The organism is Vibrio zhanjiangensis, assembly GCF_030161235.1.
Taxonomy (GTDB): Bacteria; Pseudomonadota; Gammaproteobacteria; order Enterobacterales; family Vibrionaceae; genus Vibrio; species Vibrio zhanjiangensis.
Genome location: NZ_BSPW01000024.1, coordinates 118260 through 136790, shown reverse-complemented (window position 1 = coordinate 136790; position 18531 = coordinate 118260). Strand labels below are relative to the sequence as shown.

Below are 18531 nucleotides of genomic sequence, written 5' to 3'. Positions count from 1 at the left end.
TGATAGAAAGCACACAGCCTTCTATCATTACGTCAACATTAGGGTTAGGATTGATTAGGGTTAACCCTCAAAATATCGTCTTGATCATTGGCAAACTGTTTTTTTAACTCAGATTTTGATTTAAAACTCACTTCGCCGCCTTTGGCAACTGTCATATGTTGAGCTTCTTCGTTGTGTTTTGACTGATATAACATTACAGCTTGCATACATGAGTCTCGTTGCTGTTGTGAAAGCACTGAACCCTCAGGCCACTTACCTGTCTCAACAGCATATAACAGACGCTCATACGCCTCAGGTGTAATAGCATTGACTAACTGCTTTGCGTCCATGGTCTATCCTTAAGTTGTAACTGATATAAGAAACATAACTAGCAAGCGATCTGAGTCAAGATTGTATGCTGAAATAAGTGTAACGGATCACAAGCAATTATAAATATGAAGCCACTAAAATTACTCATAATCGTCATTCTAACTGCAACTGTCACCGGATGCTTCGAAAATAGAAGAAATACCGATCAGCTGTGTCAGGATAATCCAAACTTAAAGTGTGAGAGAACGAATCAAAACGATGGTCAGTGTAGATTACCACGCACCAATCTGATTTGGCATCGATACGATTCAATGAAAAACCCTTCCGACAGTATGTTGATTAAAGAATATGCGTTAGTGTCTGAATATAAAAAATGTCTAGAGCTTGCTTCACAAATTCAAACCATAGATCAGGCAGATTTGAGAAGAAATAGATTTAACGCCCTCGTCAATGCGGGTGATGATCTTAAAACCATCGTTGAAAACATAAGAAAATCATCTTCCCCAGACGCATTGTACTTTTTGTGGAGCCAAACCGGGGATGAAAGTGCGCGAAGAAGCTTCTTACAACTTGAAGGCAAGCCTGCGCTTGAAACCGCTGAAATGCAGTATGCTCTTGCAACCTTTTACACCAGCCGAGATTCGGAAAAGACCATCAAACTACTCAACAAATCGCTCGAACTTAGCAACGGTGATAATCTCAATACCGAAATTTTCAAATCTCTTGCCAGTATTAATTACCAATTAAACCATAAAGAGCAAGCTTATGTCTGGGCTATGGTTGCAAGTGCCTTCGAAGTCCCTGTGATCGCATCCAAACAAGAAATGAAACTGCTGTATGGATTTAGTGAGAGCAAATACGAGCAGCTAGATGACATCGCAGATAATATCCAAAGCGCTCTAGAAAGCGGCCGATACAAGCGCAGCATGATGCCTGAATTCAAATGAAAGATTTCAACAAATAGCGGTGATTTACTCACCGCTTTGGTCTGATTTGTTGAAAATTAACGACACTGAGTTGACACAGAACCTTTCCCCTGTGGTCTTGGGTCCGTCGGGAAAAACATGCCCTAGATGGCTATCACATACCGCACATCGAATCTCTGTTCTGATCATTCCGTGACTAAGATCTTCGATGTAGCGTATCACTTGGTCATTGATAGGTGCGTCAAAACTCGGCCAACCACACCCAGAATCAAATTTGTTTTCAGATTGAAACAATGCGGTATTACAACAAGTACATTCATAAATCCCCGTATCTTTATTGTGCAGTAAGGTACCGGAAAACGGAGCTTCAGTACCCTGTAATCGACAAACTCGATACTCTTCCTCAGATAACTTATCACGCCAGTATTCATCAGGTTTGTGTATTTTTGTATTCACTGATTTCAATCTCATTTCTCCCTCTGATAAAGGATTTGAAAACTTCACTTTTCACTGCAAAAACTTGCGCTAGTCAGTGTTTGTAGCACATACTTTAATTCCATGAAAGGATGGTTAGACTTTCACCACCCGTGAACGCATCCGAATTATCTTATGTCAACTGGTTTAGAAAAAAACCCACAATCCGTTCAAAAGATAGTCAAATGAGACTTGTTATGAAAAAAAGCGACGCTTTTTTTTGACTTTAAACAAGTTAAGTCCGATTATCTGTTGCAGATTTTGACTGGATTCTGTAATTTTACTACCAGTTATCTTTAATCAGAAATTAAGTTGTGGAGCAACTATAATGACTATCAAAGTAGGTATTAACGGTTTTGGCCGTATCGGTCGTTTCGTATTTCGTGCAGCACAAGAGCGTAACGACATCGAAGTTGTGGGTATCAACGACCTAATCGATGTAGAATACATGGCTTACATGTTAAAGTACGATTCAACTCACGGCCGTTTCAACGGTACCGTTGAAGTTGAAGGTGGTAACCTAATCGTCAATGGCAAAACAGTACGCGTTACTGCAGAGCGCAACCCAACTGAACTAAAATGGGACGAAATCGGTGTTGACGTGGTTGCTGAAGCAACGGGCATTTTCCTAACTGACGAAACTGCACGTCAGCACATCACTGCTGGCGCTAAAAAAGTGGTTCTAACTGGTCCTTCTAAGGATGCTACACCAATGTTCGTTATGGGCGTAAACCATGCTTCTTATGCTGGCCAAGATATCGTATCTAACGCTTCTTGTACGACTAACTGCCTAGCGCCTATTGCAAAAGTACTTAATGACAAATTCGGTATCGAATCTGGTCTAATGACAACGGTTCATGCTACTACAGCTACACAAAAAACGGTAGACGGTCCTTCAGCAAAAGACTGGCGTGGTGGCCGTGGTGCTTCACAAAACATCATCCCATCTTCAACAGGTGCTGCTAAAGCTGTTGGCGTTGTACTTCCTGAGTTAAACGGTAAACTAACGGGTATGGCTTTCCGTGTACCTACAGCAAACGTTTCTGTTGTTGACCTAACTGTTAACCTTAAAGAAGGTGCATCTTACGAAGCTGTGTGTGCGGCGATGAAAGAAGCATCTGAAGGCGAACTTAAAGGTGTCCTAGGTTACACTGAAGATGCAGTCGTTTCTCAAGATTTCATCGGCGAAGTTCAAACTTCCGTATTCGATGCGAAAGCAGGTATCGCGTTAACTGACAAATTCGTTAAAGTTGTCTCTTGGTACGACAACGAAATCGGCTACTCAAACAAAGTTCTAGACCTAATCGCTCACATCTCTAAGTAACAGCGATATTACATCTAAGCTCCAAGCCATTGTCGAATAGCTTGAATAAAAAGACGGCCCATGAGCCGTCTTTTTGTATCTGTAATGAGAACACGCGTTGAGGCGCACATAGACATAATGTTGAGTCTCTAGTTTTCCCCTAGCCTGAGGAACCACATTGTATGGATTTGACCACACTGACTCCCCTAACCGTTCTATCCGATAGCGTCACCATCGTCCAAGTAGAACAAATAAAAATCATCCGAATCATTCATGAGAAGGCAAGTGCTGGTATTTCGTTACATGGCGGACATCTTGTCTCTTTCAAACCTACAGGACAACACGACCTTATCTGGATGAGCGATAGGGCAATCTTTGATGGCAAAGCAGCCCTTCGTGGTGGTATTCCAATATGCTGGCCATGGTTTGGGCGTATTGCCTCTCCTGCACATGGATTTGCTCGCACATCAGAATGGTCATTACTGCAACACAGAGAGAATGACCGTGGTGTTATTGTTGAACTTGGATTGGCATCTTCACAGCAAAGTATGGATATTTGGCCATTTCAGTTTAGTGCCAGACTGATTGTGGAAGTGACAGACGAGCTTAAAGTCACTTTAGAGGTCACCAATACAGACGACAAACCATGGACATTCTCAGCTGCACTGCACACCTATCTCAAGGTTAGTCATATACGAGATATCATGATTACAGGTGTTGGACCAGAATACTTGGACAACTTACAAAATGGGGCCCGTTTTGAAAGTGATAGCACCGTTTTACTATCAGATTCAGTAGATAGGGTGTACCCTAAAACGGAAACGCAAATCCACCTCCAAGATCCAGGTTATAGTCGCAAGCTGGTAGTTGAAAATGATGGACACAACTCAGCCGTTCTTTGGAACCCTTGGCAACGTGGATCAGCCGATTTAAAAGATATGGATGACGATGGCTACCTTACTATGATGTGTATTGAATCCAGTCTTCACGCATCCAGTCTTGAAACTGGAAAAGCGCTCCAACCAGGTAAAACATACCAACTGTCAACCAAGCTATCTATCGGTTAGTCAGCACCGCATGCCATTGGTATGCGGTAATCTTAATGGTCTGCATGGCACCTTCCTGTTAGAATTCAGCTCATCTATATCGATACCGAGATACTTATGTCTTACTCTTGCCCTTTATGTGATAGCAGTTTGGCTCCAAGAAACAATTCATACCATTGTAATAACAATCACTCATTTGATATCGCCAAAGAAGGCTATGTCAATCTCATGCCAGTTCAGCATAAAAGGTCAAAACATCCCGGAGATAATAAGGAAATGATGCAGGCACGTCGCCATTTCTTAGAAAAAAGCTACTATCAGCCACTACAAGAAAAAGTCGCACAGCTCTGCGTTCACTATTTACAAGGGTCCCAACACAAACTATTAGATATTGGATGTGGCGAAGGCTATTACACCAATGAAGTAGCAAGCCAATTAATCAACCGCAACGCCAAAGCCATTACTTACGGATTAGATATATCCAAAGTCGCAATTCGCTACGCAGCAAAACGCTATCCAAACTGCCAATTCAGTGTCGCTTCAAGTACTCGTTTACCCTTTGAAGAGAGTAGCCTAAGCGCAGTACTCAAAATTTATGCACCGTGCAATCCAACTGAACTCAAACGCGTTGTCCATTCAGAAGGCGTTTTGATCACCGTTACTCCCGGAGCTCGTCACTTATACCAATTGAGAGAAAGATTGTACGAAACCGTAAAACTTCATGATGAAAAACCCGATGAGTTTGAAGGGTTTAAATTAGAGAAAGTGGAAAAGTTAAGTTATACAATGACACTCAAAAATGGTGATGCTGATAAACTTCTACAAATGACTCCTTTTGCTTGGAAAGCCGATTCGACGTTAAGACAATTATTGGCCACTGCGAAATCGTTTGACTGTGACGCTGACTTTATCATCCAAATCTATCGTAGGGTCTAGTTTATATTGAGAGGGGTAAAGACCTGTAATATCATTGAGCTCTTACTCCTGCTCTTAAAAATACCTATGTACCAACATATTACGTTGCTTTTGGCTTGCTGGAGCCTAGTTGCTTGCTCAACATCTGCTCAGAAAGAAGCTCAAACCTTCTACGATTATCAACTTTTCTCACCCAATGCTGCATTGGTTTCTCTCACCAACTTGCCTCAAGAACTCATCGACGCAGATGTTATTCTTGTCGGAGAGTGGCACACACATGCTGGCATCCATCATTTTCAAACCGATTTGCTTAAATCACTATATAAAAACCGAAAAATTGCGTTGTCGATGGAGCAGTTTTCGCGCAATACTCAATCACACCTTGATCAATATTTAGATGGCGAGATTGGTGAACAAACTCTTATAAAAGAAGCGGATGCTTGGCCAAACTATGAAAGTGATTACCGCCCTCTAGTTGAATTTGCCAAAGCTCATCAGCTGGATATTATCGCGGCCAACGCTCCCAAACACATTGTTCGCTGCATAGGTCGGCAAGGCATCGACTATCTAGACAAACTGAGTCCAAACCAACGTGCTATGGTAGCCACTAAAGTGAATACACAAGCAAGCCCCTACAAAGAAAAGTTCATGGCTTCAATGCACCATGGTGCCAGTGAACAGGCTGAGCGATACTATGCGGCTCAAGTGACTTGGGATGAAACTATGGCGGAAAGTATTACGCAATACCTAGAGACACACCCTAAAACACAGGTTGTACATATTGCTGGAACATTTCATGTAGAACAAGGTCTGGGTATCAAGTCATCCATTTTAACAAGACAACCCAGGTTAAATGTTGTTGTGGTGACACCTAATGGTGAAATCATGTCCAATAGCCAAGATTACCAACTTAAGGTGCTCTCTCCCCCTACTCGGTATGTGAAGGAAGAAAACAGGCTGAAAGAATATCAACAATTAAGCAAGAGAAATGACGACCTAACTTGTTTGTAACAAGAATTATCCTAGATAGATGTAGACCCCATACCCCATCTCCTTGTCACTGAGGTCTACACTCTATAGCCGTCATTTTTATTCTCTTCTATCGGACCTACCCTACTTTAGGCACACTTTGTGCTAGATGGAATTTCACACAAATACTGTATTTTTTGCACAAGTTTTCTTCTTCGTGGCCGATACAGTCATGAGGATGATGTAAGGAGATCGCTATGACACCAGTAGGAATGGAGCCAGCCAAGCTGACCCCTGCCCAGCAGGTCAAGCCTCAAGCGAATCAAAGCGAGTTGAGCAAAAACCCAGCTGCGCTTAAGGTGGAACAAAATAAAGTTACTCTTTCAGAAGAAGGTAAAGCTCTGCTTGCCGCGTTACAAGAGTTAGACAAGGAATCTAAATCTGCCGAAAAATCAGAAAAAACGGTTGGAGACAAAGTAGAATCATTCACTCATGGTGCACTAGGTATTGATAAGCCAGATGAGATAGAAAAAGAGCAAGATGGCGCTTACTCGGCGGGGCAATATCTTTCCGCTGCGGCAACTGTTGGCGGTATATTATTGGCACTCATATAACCACCTCAGTGTGCCAATCTACTGCAAGACAGCTCTGGTAGCTCAGATACCAGAGCCAGAGTCTGTTTTATAATCTGAAATATCGTTTCCCTTCTTTCAACGCACTTAGTCGTATTTCCTCGTGATAAAAGCATTGTTTATTCACCCTTAATGTATAAGAAAGCGCACAAATGCAAATCTAAAAGAATGGTGACCAATTCAATTCATTGCCTATGAAAATGTTAAATGTAACAGTGGTTTACTCAGGATACATTGTTTAATAAGGACCACTAAATGAAGCATCTAGCGAACCCTATGTTGACGACCCTATTGACAGCAACACTTTCGTTCAATGTACTTTCAGCAGAAATAAAAAACGTTATTTTAATGATTGGCGATGGTATGGGACCACAACAAGTCGGTTTACTTGAAACTTACGCAAACAGAGCCCCAAATTCAATATATAAAGGACAGCCAACTGCACTATCTAAACTCGCCCAAGCGGGTGTGATTGGTTCATCGCTCACTCATCCAGACGATGCCATTGTCGTCGATTCCGCCTGCTCCGCAACTATGCTCTCTACCGGAATTTCCACTGGTTCAGAAGTGATTGGCATCGACGCACAAGGTAACCATATACAAACTGTGTTAGAAAAGGCCAAAAGCTTAGGCAAGGCCACAGGTTTAGTATCAGATACCCGTTTGACTCACGCAACTCCTGCGTCTTTTGCTGCACACCAAGCACATCGTTCTTTAGAAAACGAGATTGCCACAGATATGTTGGCAACTGGACCAGACGTGATGTTTTCCGGCGGCCTTAGGCATTGGATACCAAAATCAGTTAACGAAAAAGGTGAGGTATACCACCAATTAAAAGCCTTAACCCAAGAGAGCCTGTCTATAAAGTCCAAACGTGAAGATCAACGTAATTTGTTAGCTGAAGCACAGCAGGCTGGCTACCAACTGGCATTTAACCGCACTATGATGGATAAAGCTTCCAATGGTAAAGTTCTCGGCTTATTTTCATATGCAAATATGAATGATGGTATTGCTCATAGTAATAGCAAAAATGATCCTCTTCGCACTCAACCTAGCTTGAAGGAAATGACGGTGAAAGCGCTTGAGTTACTGTCTCATGATAAAGATGGCTTTTTTTTGATGGTTGAAGGAGGACAGATAGATTTTGCTGGTCACAGCAACGATGCGGGCACCATGCTGCACGAAATGATCAAGTTTGATGAGGCAATTGATGCTGTTTATCAGTGGGCAAAAGAGCGGAAAGACACCATCATTATTGTTACGGCCGATCATGAAACGGGATCTTTTGGCTTTAGCTACTCTTCTCAAAATCTACCAAAGCCGCAACAACGCAGTGGAAAGGCATTCTCCACTAGAAATTATGCCCCAAATTATAATTTTGGCTCATTTGCCTTACTCGATCGACTGTATAGCCAGAAGCAAAGCTACAACAGCATGGTCAGTGAATTTGAGAAGTTAAATGCAAACCAGCAAACCGCTGAAAAATTCGCCGCAATAGTCAATGAAAATACCGAGTTTCCCATCACTTTAAGCCAAGCAAAAGGCGTGTTGGCCAGTAAACCCAATCCCTATCATTTAACAGGCCACTCTTACTTATCAGCTGAACACATTCCAGCAATTAACGACTTTGATGCTTTTTTTCCATACAACGACCGAGGTAATCTTCTTGCTAGGGCACAAGCGACTAGCCAAAACATCGTGTGGGGAACTGGAACACACACTCATACCCCAGTGAATGTATTTGCTTGGGGACCCGCTGATGTCATCATACCTGTCTCAAAAATTATGCATCACTCAGAGCTGGGCGAATACATCAAAAATCAAGTGAGATAACCAATAAACGCCCTGAAGGGCGTTTATTTAACCCATTTAATTGACACTCGCTGGTAGTCAAGCTAGAAAGGCTATATCCTTATATATCAATCGTAGAACTATGTGTGAAATTTTCGCCAACCAACCGCAACAAAATTACCGAATCATTGCACGCTCAATTCGCATTGATGGCCATGCCACCAGCATTAAGCTAGAAGCCAGTTTCTGGGGAATCCTAGAAGAAATTGCTCGGCAGCAAAATATGACACTACCTAAATTTATCAGCGCGATTTACTCAGAAGCTATAGTATATAACCCTGAGATTAAAAATTTTACGTCTTTACTACGCTGTGCATGCTTAATTTATCTTCGCCATCCAGAAAACGTTTTGAGTAAAATACAGCAACAGCTTCAAACACCCCACCCACATTAGTTGATGTCGTACTCAGGTACTACCACAACTTAAACAAACTTCCTTATTCTAAAGCCCAATTTACGATAAGGAGGACGATATGACCAAGCTTGTCCATACCATGATAAGAGTACATGATCTTAGTATGTCTATTGAGTTTTATCGCAAAGCACTTGGATTAAACATCAAAGAGCAATTTGTATTCAAAGACTATACTTTGACCTATTTAGCAAACCAAGAAACTGACTTCGAGCTTGAGCTAACCCACAATCATAACGAAGATACAGCTTATACTCATGGCTCTGGCTACGGGCACGTCGCCGTTACAGTCGATTGTATCCATCACACACATAAAACACTCAAAGAGTTAGACATTCCACCTAGTGACATAAAAACTATTCGATACCAAGACAGGCTACTAGCCACATTATTTTTTATTGTCGATCCTGATGGATACAAGATCGAATTTCTACAACGTAACGGAAGATACAACTAGATAGGCTCCTAGAATGATTCATTTAACTGCCACTTTCGAGGCAAAACCTAGCAAAGAAAACACACTTAAAGAACTTTTGCTCAGTATGATAAAACCAACTCAAAAAGAAGCGGGCTGTGTGCGCTATACCTTACTAAGAGACTCAAACAACCCACTAATTTTTCAATTTCAAGAGCAGTTCATCAATCAAGCTGCGTTTGAATCGCATTGTAATGAACCACATTATTTAAATCTGATAGATAGCCTAGAAAGCTTGTTGGTTAAAGATCCTATCATTACCTTCTATGAACAACTATGAATCAACTAGAGCGCACAAGGCGCTCTGTTTTAATATTAGTGATCTGGTGATCCGCCAAGTTTCATTAAGTTTTCAATCACAGAATCACTTCGTTGCAATGGTTCTATACTATTCGCATTTACACCACCACCTTTATTGAACGCAATCATGTCATCGGTTGGATGGGCACGACAAGCCGCAAAATGCACAACACCCATATTGGGAACTAAGAGCGAGGAGAGAGAGCGAACTCCAGTAAACATTACCCCACCCAAAAAGGCCGGATTATCTATATGTCCTCCCAAACCTTGATGATCAAGTTCACCAATGTAATGCTCCCTGATTGTTGAACCGGGGCCAGCCACTTCACGAACAGTAGGGACTTGGTGTCTACCCCAAACTTCCGGACAAGCAATCGCTCGGACGTCAACGTCTCGCAAAAACGCTTGGTCATAAGTATAAAAATGGACACTCGTACCCTTGGGGATTTGAATATGTGTGTTAAGCGTTGTTTCACCATGACCCAAAAATACGATTTGCTTGTCCCCACGCCGAGATGCTTGTTTCATTTGGGTGACGGTTGTTTTACTTACCTTACTGGTATTACCTAACATCAGCGGCTTAGTCGGAGGTAAAGCCTTCTCATAGACCTTTGAATTGCCAAGATCACTATTAAAATATACGCCATATTCATCCACTAAAGACTGAAGCGCTTTTCTGGTTTTGGTTTCTTTACCAAACACTCTAAATGTGTAGGAAGAATGACGGTTTACCCAATATTTACACGCTGTGTCTAGCGGCTTCAAATCTGTTGGGGCTTTCTCATTGATTGCTTCGACCAAAAGATCTTTAATCTTTTTTAAATCAGTAAGTTTTACTACATCACTGCGAAGCTTAGGCAGCCCGACCGTTTTTTTTCGGCTGCTTGTGGTACCAAGAATACAATCGTCAATGGTCTTCAATACTAGTTTCTTAGTGAACATCGTTTTTCTCTCTCATCGGCGTCATGTCAACAACAGAAAGTATAGAAATAATATTGGGTGCTGGATAACTTTATTAAGTTAGTAAGTAAAAAATTCAACCTAAATTAAAAAAACAACATCATTAATATCATAAGTGTTACTAATGGGATTGTTTTACTGTTAGAAAATTTCTCTCTATAGATAATGACAATAATCATATTACAAATTAAATTATTTGATCAGAATAACATTTAAACCTAATTAAATTTATTATTAAGGTTAATAAAAAACAAAATTAAAATTTAAATAAAATAATTCACATGCAAACGTTTACTTTTGTTTTTCCTGTGTGATAACTTGATAAAACACAACTAGATTAATGCCTTTAAATAATAGTTGTAATTATAGATGCAAATGTATTTATCATATTACTTTAAAATTATCATTAAGACTATATCGGCTAAAAAATTGGTAGATTTCATTATAGAAAAGGTGAAGTAAAATGAAAGCTTACGTAATGGATGCTCAAGGCAATCACTCTCTTCAAGAAAGACCTAAACCCACTTTAATTGATGACAATGATATTATTGTTAAAATTGAAAAAACGACTATTTGTGGTACGGACCTTCATATATTAAGAGGGAATGTTTCGACATTTAAAAGTGATACTATTCTTGGCCATGAAGGCGTAGGAATCGTGGAAGAGTGTGGTCATCGCATTAGCAAATTCAAACCTGGCGACCGAGTTATCATATCTTGTATTACTTCCTGTGGCAGCTGCTCAATGTGCCAAAAGTCTCTATTTGGTCAATGTTTAAATGGGGGATGGATATTAGGAAATGAAATTGACGGATGCCAAGCCGAATATGTAAGAATTCCGCATGGGGATAATAGCTTATTCCATGCTCCAGAAGATATAGACTCAGAGTCATTAGTATTTCTAAGCGATATTTTCCCAACTGGCTATGAGGTTGGCGTCTTGGATGGAAAATTAAAGCCTGCTGATTCAATCGCCATAATAGGCTGCGGACCAGTAGGTTTGGCAGCATTAATGACAGCTAAGTTTTTTACCCCTAGTAAGATATATGCCATCGATAATAATGCTCATCGCTTGGAAGTAGCAAAGAAATTGGGCGCTACTCATACAATCAATAACACTGAAAATACTGCTGTTCAACAAATTCTCGATATTACCGATAATGTAGGAGTCGATGTGGTTATCGAGGCAATAGGAATCCCCGCAGGCTGGGATATGTCACAAAAGCTAGTGCGCCCTGGCGGTAACATTGCCGTGCTTGGTGTTCATGGAAAATCGGCCACAATTAACCTTGAAGATATGTGGAAGCGCAATTTCACCATGACTGCCGGACTTGTGCACACCTACACAACCCCCGCCCTTATTAAGCAAATTCGCGCTGGGCACCTACATCCAGAAAAACTTTGTACGCACCATTTCTCTCTTAGTGAAACTGACAAGGCCTATGACACCTTTATCAATGCAGAAAAACACAACGCTTTAAAAGTAATGATCACTAACAGCTAAAAGCATCGTGAGCTCAAGATACCCTTCTAGAGTTCACCTTTCGAATTTGAAATTTCTCCACAGAGATAAGGATAATGGATGTATCAGATGTCTACTCAGACAGCATTAATTCTGCTGCTGTGCTTTTATGGCCTCACTTTTTTAGTATCACTCACACTAGCAAGAAAAGAAGAAAATGTTGACGGTTACATGGTTTCCAATAACTCGATAGGGTTTGGTATGGCGGCTGCCAGTATGACAGCTACATGGATATGGGCTGCTTCATTCTATGCTGCGGCTACATCTGGATATAAATATGGCCTATCGGGAGCCCTACACTATGGATTCTGGGGCGCTTTGATGATTTTCTTTATCTACCCATTCGGAAAAAGATTTAGAAAAATTGCGCCCAAAGCACACACGCTTGCTGAGATCATGCACGCACGGCATGGTAGCTCTAGCCAAATGATCATGGCAGGCTCCAATATTGTGGGAAGCCTTATCAGCTTGACCGTCAATTTTACTGCAGCTGGAGCATTACTGGAAATTTTGTCGCCACTTAGCTTTGTCCATGGCGTTACGATCGCGGGTGTTGGTGTTCTTAGCTATACCATTTGGTCTGGTTTTCGGTCATCGGTGACCACTGACTTTGGTCAAGTGATTGCGATGATCTTTGCAGCGGTAGTCATCATTCCAATAATTTTTTTCCAACTTGGCGGAAGTGCTCTGTTTGACTCAGGAATGTCATTAATTACAGCGGAGCAATCCAGCTTCTATTCGCAAACTGCCATATTGGAACAAGGTGCCCCCTACTTTGTCGCGGTTCTTGCTTATGCTATCGGTAACCAAACCATTGCCCAGCGTCTATTTGCTGTCAGAGAAGACCTTTTGAGGCCAACCTTTGTCACCGCCACTCTCGGTTATGCGTCAATTGTGATTGGACTGGGGATGTTGGGGTTTCTCGCTCTTCTTGCTGGTATTATTCCAGAGGATGGCAATTACAATAATCTAATCCCACAAATGGCGGCTACCTACCTGTCTCCATTTTTGGTCGGATTATTCTTTATTATGGTCATTGGTTCACTGTCCTCTACTGCAGATTCCGATCTGTCCGCACTGTCTGCACTCGTCATGACTGATATCTATGGTAAACACTTAGCAAAAGGCAAGATAAAACCCAAAACTATGCTCTTTGTTGGTCGATTGACCATGGTTAGCGCGACATTTTTTGCCATGTTATTGGCATGTTTGAAGTTCGATATCCTCACTATGCTGGTCTTTGTTGGCGCACTTTGGGGGGCCATTGTTTTTCCAGTTATCGCGAGTCTCTACTGGGATAGAGTAAACAATCTGGCGTTTACCAGTGCTGCCATCGCAGGGTTTGGAATGTTTATTGTCACGCGATTTGAATTCATTGAACTACAAGGGCTAGCGGCTTTGTTCTTCGAATGGCTGGCATCTGTCGGTGGCGGTGTCGTAATCAGTCTAATGGCGTTTGGATTTTTTGGTTTCAGAGTGGCCTGCTTACTGGGAGGGATTGCTTTTATCACTATCACCCCATTTGCCATAGATTCACTGCGTGACTATCCCGTACTGCTTAGCTCAATGACGGCTTACGGCGCAAGCACCATCATGTGTGTACTCCTAAGCTTGAGATCTAAAGAGCACTTTGACTTCAATAGTATAGGTAACGATGTCGTTTCCTTTAACAAAGCAGAAAACCAAGAACAAGGAATGGAGGGTACCCCACAATGTCAAGCCTAGCATTAACCTTTTATGTTCTAATTTGGCCGCTTTTAGCGTTCGGCATTATGGTGCTTTTATGTGTCAGCCTCTATCGAGATATTTGCAAAGCGAAGAAAGAAGGAAAAGATCTCGTCTAAGCACAATTCGTCAGGGCTCTATCAAGTGTATGTAGCCCTGACTTTTATTTACTGGACAAGTGTGCAGATATTGCCCTCATCATACCGCCAAGTCGCGCTTATCCCTAAAAATCGATACCTGAGTTATCACGCAGTGGCTACAACTCAAAAAACCTGAGTCTATTCCAAAGTTTAAATATCAATATATTGCGTATAAATACATAAAGAGTGAATGTAAATAAGCCGATGACTTGTATAAAAAATAATAAAATAAAGATTCACAAAGAGAGGAATATAACAACTATCTAATCCATATAAAACTACAAATAACTGCACAGCTTGTGAATAACCTCTATTACATGTTCACAAATAACTTATTGCTTTAAATGTCAACCTAAGAGGCATGTTAATGAAACAACCTACACTTTTTGTCGCTGCGCTTGCTCTTACTTCACCTTTTGTCTCAGCAGATCAAAATACCGAACTACCCGACAGTGGTGAACATTCATTTTATCGCTCCGTTGGTAAGCTAAGTGGTAACATGACTTGTACCGTATCGTTTGTACAATTTGGCGACGACCTAAACGCACCCGCTACTTTTATCTCTAATGGACACTGTAGCCAAAATGCATTTAGCTCATCAGCAAGCAACGATATAACGACAGATAAATCGGTGAACTACACAGCCAAATTTAACTATTTTCAAGATTCTATTGAAGCAGGAGAGACTATCTCTGTTGGTATTAATAAGGTCTTGTACTCAACCATGAAAGGGCTGGATATTTCAGTATTATCATCAGACCAAACCGTTGCTCAATTAATCTCTCAAGGTCTTACTCCTTATCGAATTACCCAGCAATCATTACCGACTGAATCACCTATTACGATTGCTGGTGTACCTATGGATGTTAATGCATTACAGCTATCATACTGCGAATCAGGAGATACATATAATGTGATAGAAGGATACTGGCATTGGTATGGCTTTGATGAAAATAACTGTCAAGGGATCTCAGAAGGAAGCTCAGGGTCTCCAGTATTTGATAACAATCAAAGTATCGTTGGACTTATCAACACCACCACAAATACCGCAGTAGGCAAAACTTGTTATAGCGGAAACCCTTGCGCTGTTGACGAAGAAGGAGCTCATGTTAAGAAAAACAAAAATTACGTGGTTCCTCTCCAAAACCTAGACCAATGCTTCGATGCCAGTGGTCGTTTCTCATTAAACCATCTGGGTTGTCCCTTACCCAAACCTAGTAACATCACTATTACCGACTATCCCTATATCTTCAGTGGTGAAAACTACAGGTACAAAGAGTGGAAATTCAACGTAATTAGCGAGAATAAGATTCGATATAAGAACATCTTATTATCTGACAGTAATCAAACTTGTCAGGATATCTCAGGCTATAGTGCACCAGTAGATGCAAATCAAATCAACTTCAGCGAAGCAAAGATAGACGTTAGTAAAGAAGGTGTTCATCAATACTGCATCATCGGAGAAAGAGATGATGCTAGTGCACCAAGCGTGGTACAAGTGCTAGTAGACAATACTCCCCCCACAACCAAACCAGTCCTGAATGTAACGCCTATGGGTTTCGAGCCTATCTTCAACGTTCCAGAATACTCGGACTATTGGTTAGCTTGGGGCGAGCCAGACAGTATTGACTGCGATAACACTCGCTATATTCAGTACAGAAGAAACCCGATACGCATTGAGTCTATTCCACTAAAAGTCTGTGTCTATGGGTTTGATGCCGCGGGTAATCAAAGTCCAAACTTTGACTATCTTATCGAAAGTCCATTTTAACTATCTGAGCGAGTAGACAATCCCCAAATAGCCACCTCTTTCAGTAGATTTTCACTAGGGGTGGCTATACTTACAATGGGCATCGCTGTTCAAGTATTGGATTGGACGATTGCTGTGCAGCACTGATACGTTTGCCAATTTCACATTCAATTGCTGTTACGGGATATCGACTGTCCCAAGCGTTCATAAGTTTACGCTGAGAACGACTCATCTGGTAGATAGGATAAACCGTTTCCATGTATAGATAAGCTCTCGCTATCCTTCCTCTCGCATTTTCGGGAGGCTGAACCTTTGTGGCCTCAATTCTCATATCACAACTACCGAAGCTGGATAGGCTATTAGGCAACATCACAAAATTATAATTTTGCCGTTGCGCATTAACGCTCCCTATAGCTGGATACAAGTTAAACAAATCGGCCTGCATCAATCGATAATCTTTGCTCACTTTAGACGCACAGTCTCGCCCTTTGTAAGCTTTCCCCTTGTTATCAATACAATCAGGATGTCCATCACGCCAAGCAGGAAAAGCTCGACCAAAGTTCTCCGCTGGAACCACGTGCTCGGCTTCCCATTTATTTAACCGCCCACGGTATTTATCCGTAGTAAACCCTTCAGGCAAGGTTACATACTTACTCATATTAAATGATGCATCACAATACAATGTACGCTGATAAAGCTCCCCGACAAATATTTCCTTTTGCATCAGCCTTTTAGATGTACTAAATGACTCAATACTCGCATTTCCCATAGCAAGTACCACATGAGGCAGCAACGCTAGCCACACTACAAAAAATCTCGCTACGAACATCAGCTTGACAACTCCATCAAAAAATATCAAACATATCAATTACAGAAATAAGTATGATACTCAAAAAGATATACTAGAGAAAACTTATATTTTCCAGATGGTTGAATGTTTAGGGGGGTAATTGCGAATTAAGAGGTCACTGGCTGCATAATGCTGCCAAGCAACCTTGAGATTTAACAATACGGAAGACAAATACAGTACATCTTTGATGATGTTTAAGGCGCTTCATTGCTCTGCCAATGAGTCGGCTGCTCAACCTTACCGTCATCACGAAAAGCGACTAGGAAAGGTAACTCATCGGGAGCAACAACCATTTGTAGCCAAACAGAGCGCTCTGTTATTAAATCATCAAGCGCTTGGCTTCTTGAAGATGGAGCATCCTCGAGTATTGCTTGCCAAACACTTAAATCTGGCGGGTTCATGATGCTCCACTTACATTGCTTAAGTGGCTGTGTAGAATAGATTTTTAAAATCGTTTTTTTTGCTTTGTCGCTGAAATCAGGCTCTTGATAATTCCCCGAAACATAACTCAACATTTTTTGCCAAGTCGTCATCTCTCGTTTCGCTTTCTCTATCTCTTGAGAGCGCTCAGGCTCGGTTGCCAGCGAAGCTCCCCAGTCAGGCAGCTTCCCTTTCACCTTAGCCACATAAAATCCGGGACCAATTTGTCCTGTTTTTGGTAAACACTCCCTGCGAACTCCGGTATTAATGATATTCACCGCTGAACTTTCACTGGTGCCATGATAACCAATAAAATACAGATCCTTTTTAGAATCATCTTCAGGACGAACTTTTTTCTCTGGCGGCTTTTGAGTTTCAGATGCCCTTCTTTCTCGCAGCACTCTTTCTCTATTTTCCGCCCAACGTTTTTGGTCACTCGCCGAATATGTCAACTCAGCTCTGCGCTCCAAACGCTGTCGCTCTGCTCTTTCTCTGGTTGTTTCTTGCCTTTGTTCGGTTGCATTACCAGGTGAAGATTGATACCGCATACAAACACACCGTTTCTGTAAATAAAAAGCACAATAACAGTATTTAACTAACCTTAATGCTTTCATTATCACTAAACGGCGAATCACCTAACCAAAGACACACTATTAATAACAAAAAACTCACAATGATTGATGCATGACTAATAATTTAGTCATTTCAAAAATAAAAGCAGTAAAAACAAATATTTAAAATGCAAATGTATTGCATTAAACCATAATTTAAATATATAGCATTTACTAAATCGCTACGCACATAGGCGTATTCGAAATAGGATCTCGAAACACATTGGCTTTTAAGTCAAAAACATCATTAAGCAGTGTTTGCGTCATCACCTCATCAGGTGAACCTTCCTCTACAATTTCCCCTTGCTTTAACACCACTAAATGATCGCAATACCGACACGCTTGATTGAGATCATGCAGCACCACAACCACAGTTTTACCCTTAGCATTCATTTGCTGGATCAACTTCATTAGCTCAACCTGATGCGACATATCCAAATAGGTCGTGGGCTCATCAAACATCACAACATCCGTATCTTGCGCTACCACCATAGCAATCCATGCTCTTTGCCTTTGTCCCCCTGACAAAGAATCTACTGGTTTATCGGCAAAATCCAACACGCCTGTATCACGCATGGCTTGTTCCACAATATCTTTATCATCTTGAGCCAATCTTCCCCAATGAGAAACATAGGGTGAACGCCCATACTCAACCAGTTTTCGAACCGTAATACCTTCAGGGTTCACCAGAATTTGTGGTAACAGGGATAAGGAGCGAGCTAGAGCCTTATCGCCATAACTAGACAATGTTTTGCCTTCCAGAAGCACTTCGCCTGACTTGGCTTTATTGATCCTGACAAGGGTTTTCAACAAGGTCGATTTACCGCACCCGTTTGGCCCAACTAAAGCAGTGATCTTCCCCTTCGGGATAGAAACAGACAGATTGGCAATAATGGTTTGTTTTCCATACGCGACAGAAAGGTTCTTGGTTTCAAGCATGG

At 41.4% G+C, this 18531-nt stretch carries 20 protein-coding genes; 14 read left to right on the top strand and 6 right to left on the bottom strand.

Going from position 1 to position 18531, the window contains the following annotated elements; translation table 11 throughout:
- Window positions 1-44 precede the first annotated feature (44 nt).
- Entirely contained in the window at window positions 45-329 is a 285-nt protein-coding gene (locus QQK21_RS07380; protein ID WP_284191555.1) for a YeaC family protein, read from the bottom strand.
- 105 nt (window positions 330-434) lie between these two features.
- Between QQK21_RS07380 and QQK21_RS07375 the strand changes: the two genes are divergently transcribed.
- On the top strand, window positions 435-1256 hold the full coding sequence (locus tag QQK21_RS07375; RefSeq protein WP_284191554.1) for a DUF2989 domain-containing protein: 822 nt from the start codon (window positions 435-437) through the stop codon (window positions 1254-1256).
- Between the two features lie 24 nt (window positions 1257-1280).
- Here QQK21_RS07375 and msrB read toward each other — a convergent pair whose 3' ends face one another.
- The gene (msrB, locus tag QQK21_RS07370; RefSeq protein WP_284191553.1) at window positions 1281-1706 is read right to left on the bottom strand and encodes a peptide-methionine (R)-S-oxide reductase MsrB; all 426 of its coding nucleotides are present in this window, start codon (window positions 1704-1706) and stop codon (window positions 1281-1283) included.
- Window positions 1707-2037: 331 nt separating this feature from the next.
- On the opposite strand from msrB, the gene gap reads away from it, so the two are divergent.
- From gap to QQK21_RS07325, 9 genes are all read left to right on the top strand, one after another.
- Window positions 2038-3033 (top strand): type I glyceraldehyde-3-phosphate dehydrogenase, encoded by a 996-nt coding sequence (gene gap / locus QQK21_RS07365; RefSeq protein ID WP_114787106.1) that lies wholly within the window; start codon window positions 2038-2040, stop codon window positions 3031-3033.
- 161 nt (window positions 3034-3194) lie between these two features.
- Window positions 3195-4079, top strand: a complete 885-nt coding sequence (locus QQK21_RS07360; RefSeq protein ID WP_284191552.1) for a D-hexose-6-phosphate mutarotase — start codon at window positions 3195-3197, stop codon at window positions 4077-4079.
- 96 nt (window positions 4080-4175) lie between these two features.
- Window positions 4176-4994, top strand: coding sequence for a 23S rRNA (guanine(745)-N(1))-methyltransferase (rlmA, locus tag QQK21_RS07355; RefSeq protein WP_284191551.1), 819 nt, complete (start codon window positions 4176-4178; stop codon window positions 4992-4994).
- A gap of 66 nt (window positions 4995-5060) precedes the next feature.
- A complete protein-coding gene (locus tag QQK21_RS07350; protein ID WP_284191550.1) occupies window positions 5061-5984 on the top strand; it encodes a ChaN family lipoprotein in 924 nt (307 codons plus the stop codon).
- 215 nt (window positions 5985-6199) lie between these two features.
- Window positions 6200-6556: a hypothetical protein gene (locus tag QQK21_RS07345; protein ID WP_284191549.1), complete on the top strand. Its 357-nt coding sequence runs from the start codon at window positions 6200-6202 to the stop codon at window positions 6554-6556.
- Between the two features lie 273 nt (window positions 6557-6829).
- The gene (locus tag QQK21_RS07340) at window positions 6830-8407 is read left to right on the top strand and encodes an alkaline phosphatase (RefSeq protein ID WP_284191548.1); all 1578 of its coding nucleotides are present in this window, start codon (window positions 6830-6832) and stop codon (window positions 8405-8407) included.
- A 100-nt stretch (window positions 8408-8507) separates the two neighbouring features.
- Window positions 8508-8819 carry a ribbon-helix-helix domain-containing protein gene (locus QQK21_RS07335; RefSeq protein WP_284191547.1) on the top strand — a complete coding sequence of 104 codons (312 nt, stop codon included), beginning with the start codon at window positions 8508-8510 and terminating at the stop codon, window positions 8817-8819.
- A 79-nt stretch (window positions 8820-8898) separates the two neighbouring features.
- Window positions 8899-9294: a VOC family protein gene (locus QQK21_RS07330; protein WP_284191546.1), complete on the top strand. Its 396-nt coding sequence runs from the start codon at window positions 8899-8901 to the stop codon at window positions 9292-9294.
- A 13-nt stretch (window positions 9295-9307) separates the two neighbouring features.
- Window positions 9308-9592: a putative quinol monooxygenase gene (locus QQK21_RS07325; protein WP_284191545.1), complete on the top strand. Its 285-nt coding sequence runs from the start codon at window positions 9308-9310 to the stop codon at window positions 9590-9592.
- Window positions 9593-9627: 35 nt separating this feature from the next.
- Here QQK21_RS07325 and QQK21_RS07320 read toward each other — a convergent pair whose 3' ends face one another.
- Entirely contained in the window at window positions 9628-10554 is a 927-nt protein-coding gene (locus tag QQK21_RS07320) for a putative adhesin (protein WP_284191544.1), read from the bottom strand.
- 481 nt (window positions 10555-11035) lie between these two features.
- Between QQK21_RS07320 and QQK21_RS07315 the strand changes: the two genes are divergently transcribed.
- The 4 genes from QQK21_RS07315 (at window position 11036) to QQK21_RS07300 (ending at window position 15730) form a co-directional block, all read left to right on the top strand.
- Complete coding sequence (locus tag QQK21_RS07315; RefSeq protein WP_284191543.1) at window positions 11036-12076, top strand: zinc-dependent alcohol dehydrogenase family protein; 1041 nt, start codon at window positions 11036-11038, stop codon at window positions 12074-12076.
- An 87-nt stretch (window positions 12077-12163) separates the two neighbouring features.
- On the top strand, window positions 12164-13819 hold the full coding sequence (locus QQK21_RS07310; RefSeq protein ID WP_284191542.1) for a sodium:solute symporter family protein: 1656 nt from the start codon (window positions 12164-12166) through the stop codon (window positions 13817-13819).
- Window positions 13807-13938 carry a putative transporter small subunit gene (locus QQK21_RS07305; RefSeq protein WP_284191541.1) on the top strand — a complete coding sequence of 44 codons (132 nt, stop codon included), beginning with the start codon at window positions 13807-13809 and terminating at the stop codon, window positions 13936-13938. Before QQK21_RS07310 ends, QQK21_RS07305 begins: the two co-directional genes overlap by 13 nt.
- Window positions 13939-14326: 388 nt before the next feature.
- The gene (locus QQK21_RS07300; RefSeq protein ID WP_284191540.1) at window positions 14327-15730 is read left to right on the top strand and encodes a trypsin-like serine peptidase; all 1404 of its coding nucleotides are present in this window, start codon (window positions 14327-14329) and stop codon (window positions 15728-15730) included.
- 70 nt (window positions 15731-15800) lie between these two features.
- On the opposite strand, the gene QQK21_RS07295 is transcribed toward QQK21_RS07300, so the two are convergent.
- The 3 genes from QQK21_RS07295 to fecE form a co-directional block, all read right to left on the bottom strand.
- Window positions 15801-16538 carry an endonuclease gene (locus tag QQK21_RS07295; protein ID WP_284191539.1) on the bottom strand — a complete coding sequence of 246 codons (738 nt, stop codon included), beginning with the start codon at window positions 16536-16538 and terminating at the stop codon, window positions 15801-15803.
- 215 nt (window positions 16539-16753) lie between these two features.
- A complete protein-coding gene (locus tag QQK21_RS07290; RefSeq protein ID WP_284191538.1) occupies window positions 16754-17527 on the bottom strand; it encodes a hypothetical protein in 774 nt (257 codons plus the stop codon).
- A gap of 237 nt (window positions 17528-17764) precedes the next feature.
- Window positions 17765-18529, bottom strand: a complete 765-nt coding sequence (fecE, locus tag QQK21_RS07285; protein WP_284191537.1) for a Fe(3+) dicitrate ABC transporter ATP-binding protein FecE — start codon at window positions 18527-18529, stop codon at window positions 17765-17767.
- Window positions 18530-18531: the final 2 nt, after the last annotated feature.

Bases quoted from the DNA above. Each gene is read 5' to 3' on its own strand.
- rlmA (WP_284191551.1), top strand. From the start codon at position 4,176: ATGTCTTACTCTTGCCCTTTATGTGATAGCAGTTTGGCTCCAAGAAAC.
- QQK21_RS07345 (WP_284191549.1), top strand. From the start codon at position 6,200: ATGACACCAGTAGGAATGGAGCCAGCCAAGCTGACCCCTGCCCAGCAG.
- QQK21_RS07330 (WP_284191546.1), top strand. From the start codon at position 8,899: ATGACCAAGCTTGTCCATACCATGATAAGAGTACATGATCTTAGTATG.
- QQK21_RS07360 (WP_284191552.1), top strand. From the start codon at position 3,195: ATGGATTTGACCACACTGACTCCCCTAACCGTTCTATCCGATAGCGTC.
- fecE (WP_284191537.1), bottom strand. From the start codon at position 18,529: ATGCTTGAAACCAAGAACCTTTCTGTCGCGTATGGAAAACAAACCATT.
- QQK21_RS07340 (WP_284191548.1), top strand. From the start codon at position 6,830: ATGAAGCATCTAGCGAACCCTATGTTGACGACCCTATTGACAGCAACA.
- gap (WP_114787106.1), top strand. From the start codon at position 2,038: ATGACTATCAAAGTAGGTATTAACGGTTTTGGCCGTATCGGTCGTTTC.
- QQK21_RS07320 (WP_284191544.1), bottom strand. From the start codon at position 10,554: ATGTTCACTAAGAAACTAGTATTGAAGACCATTGACGATTGTATTCTT.
- QQK21_RS07290 (WP_284191538.1), bottom strand. From the start codon at position 17,527: ATGCGGTATCAATCTTCACCTGGTAATGCAACCGAACAAAGGCAAGAA.
- QQK21_RS07315 (WP_284191543.1), top strand. From the start codon at position 11,036: ATGAAAGCTTACGTAATGGATGCTCAAGGCAATCACTCTCTTCAAGAA.
- QQK21_RS07335 (WP_284191547.1), top strand. From the start codon at position 8,508: ATGTGTGAAATTTTCGCCAACCAACCGCAACAAAATTACCGAATCATT.
- QQK21_RS07310 (WP_284191542.1), top strand. From the start codon at position 12,164: ATGTCTACTCAGACAGCATTAATTCTGCTGCTGTGCTTTTATGGCCTC.
- QQK21_RS07380 (WP_284191555.1), bottom strand. From the start codon at position 329: ATGGACGCAAAGCAGTTAGTCAATGCTATTACACCTGAGGCGTATGAG.
- QQK21_RS07325 (WP_284191545.1), top strand. From the start codon at position 9,308: ATGATTCATTTAACTGCCACTTTCGAGGCAAAACCTAGCAAAGAAAAC.
- QQK21_RS07300 (WP_284191540.1), top strand. From the start codon at position 14,327: ATGAAACAACCTACACTTTTTGTCGCTGCGCTTGCTCTTACTTCACCT.
- QQK21_RS07295 (WP_284191539.1), bottom strand. From the start codon at position 16,538: ATGTTCGTAGCGAGATTTTTTGTAGTGTGGCTAGCGTTGCTGCCTCAT.
- msrB (WP_284191553.1), bottom strand. From the start codon at position 1,706: ATGAGATTGAAATCAGTGAATACAAAAATACACAAACCTGATGAATAC.
- QQK21_RS07305 (WP_284191541.1), top strand. From the start codon at position 13,807: ATGTCAAGCCTAGCATTAACCTTTTATGTTCTAATTTGGCCGCTTTTA.
- QQK21_RS07375 (WP_284191554.1), top strand. From the start codon at position 435: ATGAAGCCACTAAAATTACTCATAATCGTCATTCTAACTGCAACTGTC.
- QQK21_RS07350 (WP_284191550.1), top strand. From the start codon at position 5,061: ATGTACCAACATATTACGTTGCTTTTGGCTTGCTGGAGCCTAGTTGCT.